Here is a 15,137-nt window from a genome sequence, read left to right on the forward strand (position 1 = left end):
GGGAGTGCTCTGTGTCCGAGCCGTTGCCGGTCTTCGAGGACCTGCGTGCCGAGGGTGAGGAACTCGACGCGCTGGTGGGGGAGTTGACCCCCGAGCAGTGGGCCCTCGCCACGCCCGCCGAGGGGTGGACCGTCGGCCACCAGATCGCCCATCTCGCCTGGACCGACCGGGTCGCGCTGCTCGCCCTGACCGACCCCCAGGGCTTCGGCGCCGAGGTGGAGAAGGCCCTCGCGGCTCCGGACACCTTCGTGGACGACACCGCCGCGCGCGGTGCCGCGCTGCCGCCCGCCGAGCTGCTCGCCGACTGGCGCACCGGGCGCGCGGCGCTGCACAAGGCGCTGCTTGCCGCCGAGCCCAAGGTGAAGTTCCCCTGGTTCGGGCCGCCGATGTCGGCCGCCTCGGTGGCCACCGGGCGGCTGATGGAGACCTGGGCGCACGGCCAGGACGTGGCGGACGCCCTCGGGGTGCGGCGCGCGCCGACCGACCGGCTGAAGAACGTGGTGCACATCGCCGTGCGCACCCGTGACTTCGCCTTCCAGGTCCACGAGCTGCCGGTGCCCGCCGAGCCCTTCCGTATCGAACTCACCGCGCCTTCGGGGGAGTTGTGGACCTATGGTCCCGAGGACGCGGCGCAGCGGGTGCGCGGGAGCGCCCATGAGTTCTGCCTGCTCGCCACCCAGCGGGTGCACCGCGAGGATGTGCGGCTCACCGCCGAGGGGCCGGAGGCCGACCGGTGGCTCGGCATCGTCCAGGCCTTCGCGGGGCCGCCGGGCGGCGGGCGTCCGCCGCAGGGGGAGCGCGCGGGCGGGGGTGAGCGGGGATGAGCCGGGAGGTGCTGCGTATCGGCAATGCCTCCGGCTTCTACGGGGACCGCTTCGAGGCGATGCGCGAGATGCTCACCGGCGGTCCGCTGGACGTGCTGACCGGGGACTACCTCGCCGAGCTGACCATGCTGATCCTCGGCCGGGACCGGCTGCGGGACAGCGCGCTCGGCTATGCCAAGACCTATCTGCGGCAGTTGGAGGAGTGCCTCGGGATCGCGCGCGAGCGCGGGGTGAAACTGGTCAGCAACGCAGGCGGCCTCGCGCCCGCCGCGCTGGCCGAGGAGATCCGCGAACTCGCCGAACGCCTGGGCCTGGACGTACGGGTGGCGCATGTCGAGGGCGACGATCTGCTCGGCCGGGGCGGCTGGGGCGAGGGGGTGCTCACCGCCAACGCCTACCTCGGCGGCGAGGGCATCGCCGCCTGCCTGCGGGCCGGTGCCGATGTGGTGGTCACCGGGCGGGTCACCGACGCCGCGCTGGTGAGCGGCGCCGCCGCCGCGCACTTCGGCTGGGGCCCCGAGGACCACGACCGGCTCGCCGGTGCCGTGGTCGCCGGGCACATCCTGGAGTGCGGCACCCAGGCCACCGGCGGCAACTACGCCTTCTTCGGTGAACTGACCGCCAGGGAGGGCGGGTTCGGCCTGCTGCGGCGCCCGGGCTTCCCGCTCGCGGAGATCCACGAGGACGGCACCTCGGTGATCACCAAGCATCAGGGGACCGGCGGCCGCGTCGACGTCGGCACCGTCACCGCCCAGCTCCTCTACGAGACCGCCGGGGCGCGGTACGCGGGTCCCGATGTCACCGCCCGCCTGGACACGGTGCGGCTGACCGAGGAGGGCGCCGACCGGGTGCGCGTCGAGGGGGTGCGCGGTGAGGCGCCGCCGCCCACGCTCAAGGTGGGCCTGAACCGGCTCGGCGGCCACCGCAACGAGGTCGTCTTCGTCCTCACCGGTCTCGACATCGAGGCCAAGGCGGAGTTCGTCAAGGCCCAGATGGCCGAGGCCTTCGTCAAGTCGCCGCCCGCCGAGGTGCGTTGGGAGCTGGTGCGCACCGACCGGCCGGACGCGCCGACCCAGGAGACGGCGAGCGCGCTGCTCCGGCTCGTGGTGCGCGACCCGGACCAGAGCGTGGTGGGGCGCCCGCTGAGCGCCGCCGCCGTCGAACTCGCCCTCGCCAGCTACCCGGGCTTCCACCTCACCGCCCCGCCCGCCAAGGGCACGCCCTACGGGGTCTTCGAGGCCGCGTACACCGGTCAGGAGACGGTGGCGCACCTCGCGGTGCTTCCGGACGGCTCCCGGCACCAAGTCGGCGTACCGGCAAGGACGTTGGCGCTGGAGGAGGTGGCCGAGCCCGCGCTGCCGCCGTTGCCCGCCGGGCTGCGGGAGACCCGCCGCGCCCCGCTCGGCCTGCTCGCGGGGGCGCGCAGCGGCGACAAGGGCGGCAGCGCCAACATCGGGGTGTGGGTGCGCGAGGAGGCGGCCTGGGCCTGGCTCGCGGCCACCCTCACCGTGCCGAAGCTGCGTGAACTGCTGCCCGAATGCGCCGAGTTGCCGGTGACCCGGCATGTGCTGCCCAATCTGCGGGCGCTGAACTTCACCGTCGAGGGCCTGCTCGGCGAGGGGGTGGCCTCGCAGGCGCGCTTCGATCCGCAGGCCAAGGGGCTCGGCGAGTGGCTGCGCGCCCGCCACCTCGACATCCCCGTCCGGCTGCTGCCGTCATGACCCCCGCCCGGTGCCGGACCAGGACCGCCCGACAGCCCGCCCGACAGGAAGGGAGCGCCCCGTGACCGTGCTGCCCACCGCGCTCGACGCGAGCGCCCCCGAGTACGCCGCGAACCGCGAGAACATGCTCGGCAAGCTCGGCGAACTGACCGCCGAGCAGGACAAGGCCCTGCTCGGCGGCGGCCAGAAGTACCTCGACCGGCACCGGGGGCGCGGCAAGCTGCTCGCCCGGGAGCGCATCGAGCTGCTCCTCGACCCGGACACCCCCTTCCTCGAACTCTCCCCGCTGGCCGCCTGGGGCAGCGACTTCGCGGTCGGCGCCTCGCTGGTCACCGGCATCGGCACGGTGGAGGGCGTGGAGTGCCTGATCACCGCGAACGACCCGACGGTGCGCGGCGGCGCCAGCAACCCCTGGAGCCTGAAGAAGGCGCTGCGGGCGAACGAGATCGCCTTCGCCAACCGGCTGCCCTGCATCAGCCTGGTCGAGTCCGGCGGCGCCGATCTGCCCTCGCAGAAGGAGATCTTCATCCCGGGCGGCGCCATCTTCCGCGACCTCACCCGGCTCTCCGCCGCCGGGATCCCCACCATCGCGGTCGTCTTCGGCAACTCCACGGCGGGCGGCGCCTACGTCCCCGGCATGTCGGACCACGTCATCATGGTCAAGGAGCGCTCCAAGGTCTTCCTCGGCGGGCCCCCGCTGGTGAAGATGGCCACCGGCGAGGAGAGCGACGACGAGTCCCTCGGCGGCGCCGAGATGCACGCCCGCACCTCCGGCCTCGCCGACTACTTCGCCCTCGACGAGCCGGACGCCCTGCGTCAGGCCCGCCGGGTGGTGGCCCGCCTCAACCACCGCAAGGCGTACGCGGATCCGGCCCCGGCCGAGCCGCCCGCGTACGACCCGGAGGAGCTGCTCGGCATCGTCCCGGGCGATCTGAAGACCCCCTTCGACCCGCGCGAGGTCGTCGCCCGCCTGGTCGACGGCTCCGACTTCGACGAGTTCAAGCCGCTGTACGGGCCGAGCCTGGTCACCGGCTGGGCGCGGCTGCACGGCTATCCGATCGGGGTGCTCGCCAACGCCCAGGGCGTGCTCTTCAGCGCGGAGTCCCAGAAGGCGGCCCAGTTCATCCAGTTGGCCAACCAGCGCGACATCCCGCTGGTCTTCCTGCACAACACCACCGGCTACATGGTCGGCAGCCAGTACGAGCAGGGCGGCATCATCAAGCACGGCGCGATGATGATCAACGCGGTCTCCAACTCCAAGGTGCCGCACCTCTCGGTCCTGATGGGCGCCTCCTACGGCGCCGGGCACTACGGCATGTGCGGGCGCGCCTACGAGCCCCGCTTCCTCTTCGCCTGGCCGAGCGCCAAGTCGGCGGTGATGGGGCCCCAGCAGCTCGCCGGGGTGATGTCGATCGTGATGCGGGAGTCGGCCGCCGCCAAGGGGCAGCCGTTCGACGAGGAGCAGGACGCGGCGCTGCGCGCCATGGTGGAGCAGCAGATCGAGTCCGAGTCGCTGCCGATGTTCCTCTCCGGGCGGCTCTACGACGACGGCGTCATCGACCCGCGCGACACCCGCACCGTCCTCGGTATGTCCCTCTCCGCGATCCACACCGCTCCCGTCGAGGGCGCGCGTGGCGGCTTCGGCGTCTTCCGGATGTGAGGCAGTTGATGATCTCTTCCCTCCTCGTCGCCAACCGCGGCGAGATCGCCTGCCGGATCTTCGGCACCTGCCGCGCCCTCGGCATCGCCACCGTCGCCGTGCACTCCGACCCGGACTCCGGCGCCCCGCACACCCGCGAGGCCGAGAGCGCGGTACGGCTGCCGGGCGCCACCCCCGCCGAGACCTACCTCCGCGGCGACCTCCTGGTGAAGGCGGCGCAGGCCGCGGGCGCGGACGCGGTCCACCCCGGCTACGGATTCCTCTCCGAGAACGCCGACTTCGCGCGCGCCGTCCTCGACGCGGGCCTCATCTGGGTCGGACCGCCGCCGGAGGCGATCGCCTCGATGGCCTCCAAGACCCGCGCCAAGGAGCTCATGGCCGCCGCCGGGGTCCCGCTGCTCGCGCCCCTGGACCCGGGCGGGATCACCGAGGAGCAGCTGCCGGTCCTGGTCAAGGCGGCCTCCGGCGGCGGCGGCCGCGGCATGCGCGTGGTGCGTGAACTGGCCGCGCTGCCCGAGGAGTTGGCCGCTGCCCAGGCCGAGGCGGCGAGCGCCTTCGGGGACGGCGAGGTCTTCGTCGAGCCCTATGTGGAGCGCGGCCGCCATGTCGAGGTGCAGATCCTCGCCGACGGCCACGGCACCGTCTGGGCGCTCGGCACCCGCGACTGCTCCCTCCAGCGCCGCCACCAGAAGGTCGTCGAGGAGGCGCCCGCGCCCGGCCTCGACGAGAAGCTGCGCACCACCCTGCACGAGTCGGCCGCCGCGGCGGCCCGGGCGATCGGCTACACCGGCGCCGGGACCGTGGAGTTCCTGGTCCAGGGCGAGTCCGCGTACTTCCTGGAGATGAACACCCGCCTCCAGGTCGAACACCCCGTCACCGAGGCGGTGTTCGGGCTCGACCTGGTCGCGCTCCAGCTGCGGATCGCGGAGGGCGGGGCCCTGGACCCCGAGCCGCCCGCCCCGCGCGGCCACGCCGTCGAGGCCCGCCTCTACGCCGAGGACCCGGCCCAGGGCTGGCTGCCCCAGACCGGCACCCTGCACCGCTTCGAGGTGCCCGCCGCGGACGCCGCGCACCGCCCCGGGGCCCCGGCCGCCGAGAGCGGGGTGCGCCTGGACGCGGGCTACCGCAGCGGCGACGCGGTCGGGGTGCACTACGACGCCATGCTCGCCAAGGTCATCGCCTGGGCGCCCACCCGGGCCGAGGCGGTGCGCACGCTCGCCGGTGCCCTGGAACGCGCCGTCCTGCACGGCCCGGTCACCAACCGCGAGCTCCTGGTCCGCTCCCTCCGGCACCCCGACTTCACCGGCACCGGCGGCGACCTCACCGGCCTCGACACCGGCTTCTACGAGCGCCACGGCGCCGAACTCAGCGGCGCCGACGGGCAGTTCGACCACCGGGACGAGCAGATCGCCGCCCTCGCCGCCGCCCTCGCGGACTCCGCCGCCCGCACCGCGCCCACCGCGGCCCCGGCCGGCGGCACCCGCCCGGGCGGCGCCCAGCCCGGCACCCGCACCTTCGGCGCCTGGCGCAATCTCCCCTCGGTGCCGCAGTCCCGCCGCTACCGGGGGCGGGAGGGTGAACTGGAGGTCCGCTACCGGGTGTTGCGCGGCCTTGTCGAACCGGAGGAGCTGCCCGGGGTGCGGGTCCTCGCCACCGCCCCGGACACCGTCGTACTCGAAGTGGACGGCGTACGAAGGGAGTTCGGCCTCGCCCGGTACGGGGAGCAGGTGTACGCCGACACCGCCACCGGTGCCTGGGCACTGACCGCGCTGCCGCGCTTCCCGGACAGCGGCGGGCAGCAGGCCCCGGGTTCCCTGCTCGCCCCGATGCCCGGCACCGTGATCCGGCTCGCCGAGGGGCTCGCCGTGGGCGCCCGCGTCGAGGCCGGGACCCCGCTGGTCTGGCTGGAGGCGATGAAGATGGAGCACCGCATCACCGCTCCCGCCTCCGGCACGCTCACCGCACTGCACGCCGCCGTCGGCCACCAGGTCGAGGTCGGCGCCGTACTCGCCGTCGTCACCGAGGCGCAGGCCCCGGACGCGGCCGCACCGCCCGCCGACACCGCAGCCACCGTGGAGGAGACCCCGTGACCACCGTCCTGGAGACCGAGGAGCAGCAGGCCCTGCGCGAGGCCGTCGCCTCCTTCGGCAAGCGCTTCGGCCGCGACTACATGATGGCCAAGGCCACCGCGGGCGAGTACCCGCGCGAGCTGCACGAGGAGGCCGCGAAGCTCGGCTACGTCGGCGTCAGCCTGCCCGAGGAGTACGGCGGCGGGGGCGCCGGGATCTACGAATCCTCCCTGGTCCTGGAGGAGTTGGGCGCCGCGGGCGCACCCCTGCTGATGATGATCGTCTCGCCCGCCATCACCGGCACGGTCATCTCCCGCTTCGGCACCGAGGCGCAGAAGCGCGAGTGGCTGCCCGGACTCGCCGACGGCAGCCGGATCATGGCCTTCGGCATCACCGAACCCGACGCGGGCTCCAACTCGCACCGCATCACCACCACCGCCCGCCGCGACGGCGACGACTGGCTGCTCACCGGCCGCAAGGTCTTCGTCTCCGGCGTCGACATCGCGGACGCCACCCTCATCGTCGGCCGCACCGAGGACGCCCGCACCGGCAAGCTCAAGCCCTGCCTGTTCATCGTCCCGCGCGACGCCCCCGGCTTCTCCCGCAACCCCATCGACATGGAACTGCACGCCGCGGAACGGCAGTTCGAGCTGGTCCTGGACGACGTGCGGCTGCCCGCCGAGTCGCTCGTCGGCGACGAGGACGCGGGCCTGCTCCAGCTCTTCGCGGGGCTGAACCCGGAGCGCATCATGACCGCCGCCTTCGCCCTCGGCATGGGCCGCTACGCCCTGGGCAAGGCCGTCGAGTACGCCAAGGAGCGCACCGTCTGGAAGCAGCCGATCGGCGCCCACCAGGCCATCGCGCACCCGCTCGCGGTCGCCCGGATCGAGCTGGACCTCGCCCAGCTGATGATGCAGAAGGCGGCCCGGCTCAACGACGCGGGCGACGACCTCGGCGCGGGCGAGGCCGCCAACATGGCCAAGTACGCCGCCGCCGAGGCCTGTGTGAAGGCCGTCGACCAGGCCGTGCACACCCTCGGCGGCAACGGCCTCACCCGCGAGTTCGGCCTGGCCTCGCTCATCACCGGGGCGCGGGTGGCCAGGATCGCCCCCGTCAGCCGCGAGATGATCCTCAACTTCGTCTCCCACCAGACCCTGGGTCTCCCCAAGTCGTACTGAGGACGGGTCTACTGAACCGAGAACCGCCCGGCGAACGCCGCGGCCGGTCCCGACAGGTGGGAGTGAGCATGGTGTTCCACAGCGAGTACCCGGCGGTCGAGCCCGTGGAGGAGCCCATCCACGAGGTGGTGCTCCGCGGAGCCGCCGCCCGCGGTGAGCGGCCCGCGCTGATCGATGGCGTGAGCGGCACCGTGCTCAGCTACGCCCAGCTCGACGCCTCCCACCGCCGGGTCGCCGCGGGGTTCGCCGCCGCGGGCCTGGTCAAGGGCGATGTGCTCGCCCTGCACAGCCCCAACACCCTCGCCTTCCCGGTCGCCTTCTACGGCGCCACCCGGGCCGGCGCCTCGGTCACCACCGTGCACCCGCTGTCCACGCCCGAGGAGTTCGCCAAGCAGCTGCGGGACAGCGGGGCGCGCTGGATCGTCACCGTCTCCGCGCTGCTCGGCACCGCGCGCGAGGCGGCCGAACTGCACGGCGGCATCCGGGAGATCTTCGTCTGCGACCAGGCGGAGGGCCACCGCTCGCTCTTCGGGATGCTGGCCGTGCCCGAGTGCGAGGCGCCCGAGCCGGAGGTCGCCATCGACCCGGCCACCGACATCGCCGCCCTGCCGTACTCCTCGGGCACCACCGGCGTCCCCAAGGGCGTCATGCTCACCCACCGCTCCATCGGCACCAACCTCGCCCAGTTGCAGGCCCTGCTGCCGATGACCGAGGGCGAACGCCTGCTCGCGGTGCTGCCGTTCTTCCACATCTACGGGCTCACCGCGCTGCTCAACCATCCGCTGCAGCAGGGCGCCACCGTCGTCGTGCTGCCCCGCTTCACCCTGGAGACCTTCCTCGCGGCCGTCCAGGAGCACCGCATCAGCAGCCTCTTCGTGGCCCCGCCGATCGCCCTCGCCCTGGCCAAGCACCCCGCGGTGGACGACTACGACCTCTCCTCGGTGCGGCACATCCTCAGCTCCGCCGCCCCGCTGGACGCCGAACTCGCCCGCGCCTGCGGGGCCCGCCTCGGCCTCGGCCCGATCGGCCAGGGCTACGGGATGACCGAACTCTCGCCCGCCACCCATGTGGTGCCGCGCGGCGCGGCACACGTACCGCCGGGGACCGTCGGCAAGCTGGTGCCCGGCACCGAGCTGCGGATCGCCGCCCTGGACGGCGAGGAGGGCGGCGCCTCGGGCGGCGACCTCGGGCCCGGGGAGCACGGCGAGATCGTCTTCCGCGGCCCGCAGGTCATGAAGGGCTACCTCGGGCGGGCCGAGGCGACCGCCGCGATGATCGACGCGGACGGCTGGCTGCACACCGGGGACATCGGCTACGTCGACGAGGACGGCTGGCTCTTCGTCGTCGACCGGGTCAAGGAGCTCATCAAGTACAAGGGCTTCCAGGTGGCCCCCGCCGAACTGGAGGCCCTGCTCCTCACCCACGAGGGCATCGCGGACGCCGCCGTCATCGGCGTGGGCGACGCGGACGGCAACGAGATCCCCAAGGCGTACGTGGTCCGCGCACCCGGCGGCGCGGACCTCGGCGCGGAGCAGGTCATGGAGTGGGCGGCCGCCCGCGTCGCCCCGTACAAGAAGATCCGGCGGGTGGAGTTCGTCGAGCAGGTGCCGCGCGCCGCCAGCGGGAAGATCCTGCGGCGGGAGCTGCGCACCCGGCACGAACAGGCCGCCCAGGGGCCGGAGTCCACCGCAACCGTGGAAGGCAGGCAGCGCACCCCATGACCATCGGCCGCAGCAGGCAGGGCGGATTCCTCACCCTGAGCCTGGACGCCCCCGAGCGCCGCAACGCGCTCTCCGCGACGCTCGTCGAGGACCTCGCCGAGGCGCTCGCGGAGGCGGGTGCCGACCCCGGCGTACGCGCCGTGGTCCTCACCCACAGCGGCAACACCTTCTGCGCGGGGGCCGATCTGCGCGAGCCCCCGGACCCGGAGGCCTTCGTCGCCCTGCTGCGGGGGATCGTCGCGCTGCCGAAGCCGGTGGTGGCCCGGGTGGCCGGGCATGTCCGGGCCGGCGGCCTGGGCCTGCTCGGCGCCTGCGACCTGGCGGCGGCGGGGGAGGGCTCCACCTTCGCCTTCACCGAGGTGCGGATCGGGGTGGCCCCGGCGGTGATCTCGATGCCGCTGCTGCCGCGCCTGGACCCGCGCGCGGCGGCCCGCTGGTACCTCACCGGGGAGAAGTTCGGCGCCGCCGAGGCCGCCGCGGCGGGCCTGGTCACCGCGGCCGGTCCGGAGGTGGACGCGGTGCTCGCCCCCCTCCTCGACGGGCTGCGCAGGGCCGCCCCCGGGGCCCTGGCCGAAACGAAGAGACTTCTGACGGTTAAGGTGCTTGACACCTTCGACGAGCAGGCCGGAGAGCTGATCGCGCTGTCGGCGCGGCTGTTCACGACCGACGAGGCGCGCGAGGGGACGACCGCCTTCCTCGAACGACGGGATGCCGCATGGGTGTGGTGACGTCACCGAAGCAGGACCGCAGCCGGGTCACCCGGCAGCGGCTGCTCGAAGCCGCCGTGTCCTGCCTGGCCGAACGCGGCTGGTCGGGCTCGACGGTCTCGGTCGTCGCCGAACGCGCCGGGGTCTCCCGCGGCGCCGCCCAGCACCACTTCCCCACCCGCGAGGACCTGTTCACCGCCGCCGTCGAGTACGTCGCCGAGGAGCGGTCCACCGCGCTGCGCCAGCTCTTCCCGGAGGGCGGCGCGGACCGCCGGGAGGTCGTCACCGCCCTGGTGGACCTCTTCACAGGCCCGCTCTTCCGGGCCGCTCTGCAACTGTGGGTGGCCGCCGCCAACGAGGAGCAACTCGGCACCAGGGTCGCCGAGTTGGAGGCACGGGTGGGCCGCGAGACCCATCGGATCGCCGTGGAGATGCTCGCCGTGGACGAGTCCCGCCCCGGCGCCCGGGAGACCGTGCAGGGCTTCCTCGACATGGCCCGCGGCCTCGGCCTCGCCAATCTGCTCACCGACGACGCGGGCCGCCGCGCCCGGGTGGTCGCGGAGTGGGCGCGCATCCTCGACGGCGCCCTCGGCTGAGGCTGGGACCGGGCCTGAGGCCGGGGTCGGGACCGGTCCTGAGGCCGGGACCGGGCCCGAGACCGGTCCTGGGGCCGGGCCCGGGACCGGAGCCGAGGCGCCCGGCGCCGGGTCGTCCTCCCGGTGCCGGGCGGGCCGGGGCGGCGCCGGGCCGTGACGCCCGCGCCGCCGCCGGGGCTCAGCTCCGTCGGCCGCCGATGCCGTCGAAGCCCTCGATGGACTGCGGCGGGCGGGTGCCCGGGCCCACGTAGCGGGCCGAGGGGCGCACCAGGCGGCCGGTGCGCTTCTGCTCCAGGATGTGCGCCGACCAGCCCGCGGTACGGGCGCAGGTGAACATCGAGGTGAACATGTGCGCCGGGACCTCGGCGAAGTCAAGGACGATGGCCGCCCAGAACTCCACATTGGTGGCGAGCACCCGGTCCGGGCGGCGGGCGTGCAGCTCCGCGAGGGCCGCCTTCTCCAGGGCCTCGGCGACCTCGAAGCGCGGGGCGCCCAGCTCGCGGGCGGTGCGGCGCAGCACCCGGGCGCGCGGGTCCTCGGCGCGGTAGACGCGGTGCCCGAAGCCCATCAGGCGCTCGCCCTTGTCGAGGGCGCCCTTCACATAGGCCTCGGCGTCCCCGGTGCGCTCGATCTCCTCGATCATGTGCAGCACCCGGGAGGGGGCGCCGCCGTGCAGCGGGCCGGACATCGCGCCCACCGCGCCGGACAGGGCGGCGGCCACATCGGCGCCGGTGGAGGCGATGACCCGGGCGGTGAAGGTGGAGGCGTTCATGCCGTGCTCGGCGGCCGAGGTCCAGTAGGCGTCCACGGCGGCGACATGCTTGGGGTCCGGCTCCCCGCGCCAGCGGATCATGAACCGCTCGACCACCGACTGCGCCCGGTCGATCTCGCGCTGCGGCACCATCGGCAGGCCCTGGCCGCGCGCCGACTGGGCGACGTAGGAGAGCGCCATCACGGCGGCGCGGGCGAGGTCCTCGCGGGCCTGCTCGGCATCGATGTCCAGCAGCGGGCGCAGCCCCCACACCGGGGCGAGCATGGCGAGGGCGGACTGCACGTCCACCCGGATGTCCCCGGAGTGCACCGGGATCGGGAAGGGCTCGGCGGCCGGCAGGCCCGGGTTGAAGGCCCCGTCGACGAGCAGCCCCCAGACATTGCCGAAGGAGACGTTGCCGACCAGGTCCTCGATGTCGACGCCCCGGTACCGCAGGGCGCCGCCTTCCTTGTCGGGTTCGGCGATCTCCGTCTCGAACGCGACGACTCCTTCAAGTCCGGGTACGAAGTCGGACATCGGGCGGCTCCTTGGGTGCGACGGTGGTCGGCGGCTCTGCGCGGTGCGCCCCGCGGCTCGGGGGCGACGGCCCGGCGTGCCACTCCTAGGGTGAGTGTGCGGCACTGAGTGCCACTGTGCCATCGAGAGGGTCCGCGCGTCGATGGTGCGGACACGGGATCCCGGTCGGGGCGGGTACGGGATCCGGCCGGGGCAGGCACGGGATCCGGCCGGGGCGGTACGCAGATCCGGCCGGGGCGGTACGGGGATCCGCCCGGGCCGGGCGCCGGGAGCCGCCGGGAGACGGGTGCCGGATGCGGCAGGATGGCCGGGTGACCGACCCCACCGCCGAGGCCGCCGACGCCCTCGCCGCCGATGCCGCCGATGCCGCCGCCGACCGGCCGCGCCCCGCCGCTCCGGAAACCGCCCTCGACCCCGCCGGGATGCGCGAGCAGTACCGCACCGAGGGCCTGGACGCGCGCACGCTGGCCGCCGATCCGATGACGCAGTTCGGCCACTGGTTCCGGGAGGCCGCCGAATCGGCCATGCTCGGCGGCCTCTACGAGCCCAACGCCATGATCGTCTCCACCGCCGACGCCGAGGGCCGCCCGAGCGCCCGCACCGTACTGATGAAGCAGTACGACGCCCGCGGCTTCGTCTTCTTCACCAACTACGGCTCCCGCAAGGCCCGCGAGCTGGCCGCCAACCCGCACCTCTCGCTGCTCTTCCCCTGGCATCCGATGGCCCGTCAGGTCCTGGTGACCGGCACCGCGGCCCGCACCTCCGCCGAGGAGACCGCCGCCTACTTCCGCTCCCGCCCGCACGGCTCGCAGCTCGGCGCCTGGGCCAGCGCGCAGTCCGAGGTCATCGCCTCGCGCGGTGAACTCGACCGCCGCTGGGCGGAGTTGAACGCCCGCTACCCGGTGGGCACCGAGGTCCCCGTACCGCCGCACTGGGGCGGCTTCCGGGTCACCCCGGCCGCCGTCGAGTTCTGGCAGGGCCGCCGCAACCGGCTGCACGACCGGCTGCGGTACGTACGGGAGGGCGGCGAGGCCGGGCGCGCAGGGGAGGGCGGTCGCGAGGGCGGGGCCGCGGGCTGGCGGGTGGAGCGGCTCAGTCCGTGAACTGCCGGGCCTCTGGCGGCCGTTGAGGGGGATCGGGGAGCGCGGGCGGGGAGGCTCAGGAGGTGAGCACGCCCTCCAGGAAGGGTTCCACCACGGCGCGCCACTCGCCGGGGCGGTCGAGGTGGACGAGGTGGCCCGCCTCGGGCACCTCCGCGTACCGGCCGCGGGGCAGGACGCGGACCATCTCCTGGGCCTCCGCGCGGCCGAGTTCGCCGTCGAGGCCGCGGACCACCAGGGTGGGGCAGTCCACCGCGGCCAGCTCCTCCCAGTGCGCGTCGTAGACCCAGTGCTCCCGGGACTTGAGCATGTGCGCGGGGTCGAAGACCGGGCGCCAGCCGTCCTCGGTCTCGGCCATCACCGCCGCGTAGAACTCGGCGCGGCTCGGATTCGGCCGCTCCAGCCAGGGGTCCGTCTCGCCGAACCATCTTCGGACCTCCGCGAGCGAGCCGAAGGGCAGCGGCCAGGCGTCGTACCAGTCCTCCCAGACGCGCTGGCTGGCGAGGCCGAGCGCGGAGGCCCGCATATCGCAGATGATCAGCGCGCGCACCAGGTCGGGGCGCTGGGCGGCCAGCTGCCAGGCGTTCAGGGCGCCCATGGAGTGGCCGACGAGCACGGCGGGGCCCAGCTCCAGCTGTTCCAGGACGGCGGCCAGGTCCTCGACATAGGCCTCCCTGGTCCAGGGGCCGGCGCCGGGCTTCTCGCTGCGGCCGTGGCCGCGCTGGTCGAGGGCGACGGTGCGGTGGCGGGCGGCCAGCCACCCGGCGGTGCCCGTCCAGTGCCCTGCGCAGCCCATCAGGCCGTGCAGCAGTAAGACGCCGCTGTCCGCCGGGGCCCCGTCGGAGCCCGGTACGCCCGTGAACTCACGGGCGGCCAGGCGCACTCCGTCCGCGCCGCTCAGCTCGATGTGCCGCTCCACTGACCTGGCACCCCCCTCGATCCCCTAGACGGTGGTTGCTCCCGGCCGCGCCGTTCGCTGCTCCGCGGGGCGGCCGCCGATCACGCTATCGAACCCCTATTCGAAAACATGTGCTGTGCGGCAAGGACCCCTCGTACGAGTGACGGCGCGGCGGGATTGCCGTTCGCGGCGCTGGGGAGATTCGGAGCGGGAGGCGGGCCGCTCGGGGAAACCGGTCCGACGGGTACGACCCTGGGAGCTCGGGGCTCCGGGTCGGGACAGGGGAGGCGGGGCCCCGGCGCCGCGAGGTGCCGGGGTCCTGAGTCCGTTCGCCGACGCTCATCCTCAGGGCTCCTCCGACATCCTCGGGACTCCCGTGAGTCATATGCCGGTCACAGCCTTGCAGGAAATCCCGCTCAGCGCTGCGGCCCGGAGCTGTGAATTCCGAAAACGGCGCGACCTGATCGGTCCGCCGCCCGGGGCCGCGTCCCAGCGCCTCCGGGGCGGGCTCAGCGCTTGGCGACGAAGACGTGCGAGGCGATCTCCGGGTCCAGCTCCGCGGCCTCGCCGCCGCTGCCGACCAGCACCCCGCCCGGCGACTGGGTCACGCTGACCACGGCGCCCGGCTGGAGCCCGGCCCGGCGCAGCGTGTACATCAACTGGGCGTCGTTCTGGATGGGTTCGCCGATGCGGCGCACCACGACGGTCTTGCCCTCCTCGCCGGTCTCCAGGTCGGAGAGGGAGACCAGGGAGTCGTTGAGGAAGGGGTCGGCGCCGTCCTTCTCGCCGAGTTCCTCCAGGCCGGGGATCGGGTTGCCGTAGGGCGACTCGGTGGGGTGGCGCAGCAGCTCCAGGACACGCCGCTCCACCGCCTCGCTCATCACGTGCTCCCAGCGGCAGGCCTCCGCGTGCACCTGCTCCCACTCCAGGCCGATGACGTCGACGAGGAGGCACTCGGCGAGGCGGTGCTTGCGCATCACCCGGGTCGCGAGCCTGCGGCCCTCCTCGGTCAGCTCCAGGTGGCGGTCGCTGGCGACGGCGACCAGGCCGTCGCGCTCCATCCGTGCCACGGTCTGGCTGACCGTCGGGCCGCTCTGGTCGAGCCGCTCCGCGATGCGGGCACGCATCGGGACCACACCTTCCTCTTCGAGCTCCAGGATGGTGCGGAGATACATCTCCGTGGTGTCGATCAGTGCGGACATACGTGCCCCTCGAATCTTGCCGTGCCGGTGCGGGTGCTCGCCGCCGTGATGCAGCCTCACGTCAATTCTGACGCATGCCGAAGATTCTCGACCCCAGCTCCTCCGTGTTGACACCGGGCCCGCACTCCCCGCACGGTGAGCGGCGGCAGAATGTGATCCGTACAACAGGCGCC

Annotated in this window: 12 protein-coding genes; 9 read left to right on the top strand and 3 right to left on the bottom strand. The window is 74.0% G+C overall.

The features are described 5' to 3' along the window. The first annotated feature begins 11 nt into the window (after positions 1-11). From MID12_RS18760 to MID12_RS18795, 8 genes are all read left to right on the top strand, one after another. Entirely contained in the window at positions 12-824 is an 813-nt protein-coding gene (locus tag MID12_RS18760; protein WP_040252293.1) for a TIGR03084 family metal-binding protein, read from the top strand. Beyond that, positions 821-2,545, top strand: a complete 1,725-nt coding sequence (locus tag MID12_RS18765) for an acyclic terpene utilization AtuA family protein (RefSeq protein ID WP_263168976.1) — start codon at positions 821-823, stop codon at positions 2,543-2,545. The genes MID12_RS18760 and MID12_RS18765 overlap by 4 nt, the downstream gene beginning before the upstream one ends. A gap of 61 nt (positions 2,546-2,606) precedes the next feature. After that, positions 2,607-4,205, top strand: coding sequence for an acyl-CoA carboxylase subunit beta (locus tag MID12_RS18770; RefSeq protein WP_040252297.1), 1,599 nt, complete (start codon positions 2,607-2,609; stop codon positions 4,203-4,205). Positions 4,206-4,213: 8 nt separating this feature from the next. Continuing rightward, positions 4,214-6,295, top strand: a complete 2,082-nt coding sequence (locus MID12_RS18775) for a biotin carboxylase N-terminal domain-containing protein (protein WP_263168982.1) — start codon at positions 4,214-4,216, stop codon at positions 6,293-6,295. Then, positions 6,292-7,452 carry an acyl-CoA dehydrogenase family protein gene (locus MID12_RS18780; protein WP_040252301.1) on the top strand — a complete coding sequence of 387 codons (1,161 nt, stop codon included), beginning with the start codon at positions 6,292-6,294 and terminating at the stop codon, positions 7,450-7,452. Before MID12_RS18775 ends, MID12_RS18780 begins: the two co-directional genes overlap by 4 nt. 68 nt (positions 7,453-7,520) lie before the next feature. Next, positions 7,521-9,173: a 4-coumarate--CoA ligase family protein gene (locus MID12_RS18785; RefSeq protein WP_186095453.1), complete on the top strand. Its 1,653-nt coding sequence runs from the start codon at positions 7,521-7,523 to the stop codon at positions 9,171-9,173. Then, positions 9,170-9,901 (top strand): enoyl-CoA hydratase family protein, encoded by a 732-nt coding sequence (locus MID12_RS18790; protein WP_040252303.1) that lies wholly within the window; start codon positions 9,170-9,172, stop codon positions 9,899-9,901. Before MID12_RS18785 ends, MID12_RS18790 begins: the two co-directional genes overlap by 4 nt. Beyond that, complete coding sequence (locus MID12_RS18795; protein WP_040252306.1) at positions 9,889-10,476, top strand: TetR/AcrR family transcriptional regulator; 588 nt, start codon at positions 9,889-9,891, stop codon at positions 10,474-10,476. The genes MID12_RS18790 and MID12_RS18795 overlap by 13 nt, the downstream gene beginning before the upstream one ends. A 178-nt stretch (positions 10,477-10,654) precedes the next feature. Here MID12_RS18795 and MID12_RS18800 read toward each other — a convergent pair whose 3' ends face one another. Further along, on the bottom strand, positions 10,655-11,764 hold the full coding sequence (locus MID12_RS18800; RefSeq protein WP_040252308.1) for a citrate synthase 2: 1,110 nt from the start codon (positions 11,762-11,764) through the stop codon (positions 10,655-10,657). Between the two features lie 293 nt (positions 11,765-12,057). On the opposite strand from MID12_RS18800, the gene pdxH reads away from it, so the two are divergent. Then, positions 12,058-12,867, top strand: coding sequence for a pyridoxamine 5'-phosphate oxidase (pdxH, locus tag MID12_RS18805; RefSeq protein ID WP_411576976.1), 810 nt, complete (start codon positions 12,058-12,060; stop codon positions 12,865-12,867). A 55-nt stretch (positions 12,868-12,922) separates the two neighbouring features. On the opposite strand, the gene MID12_RS18810 is transcribed toward pdxH, so the two are convergent. Together MID12_RS18810 and MID12_RS18815 are read right to left on the bottom strand one after the other, a co-directional pair. After that, positions 12,923-13,783 carry an alpha/beta fold hydrolase gene (locus MID12_RS18810; protein WP_040252310.1) on the bottom strand — a complete coding sequence of 287 codons (861 nt, stop codon included), beginning with the start codon at positions 13,781-13,783 and terminating at the stop codon, positions 12,923-12,925. Between the two features lie 488 nt (positions 13,784-14,271). Further along, positions 14,272-14,964, bottom strand: coding sequence for a metal-dependent transcriptional regulator (locus tag MID12_RS18815; RefSeq protein ID WP_040252313.1), 693 nt, complete (start codon positions 14,962-14,964; stop codon positions 14,272-14,274). Positions 14,965-15,137: the final 173 nt, after the last annotated feature.

The sequence above is a fragment of the Streptomyces sp. SCSIO ZS0520 genome (assembly GCF_025643355.1).
GTDB lineage: Bacteria > Actinomycetota > Actinomycetes > Streptomycetales > Streptomycetaceae > Streptomyces > Streptomyces physcomitrii.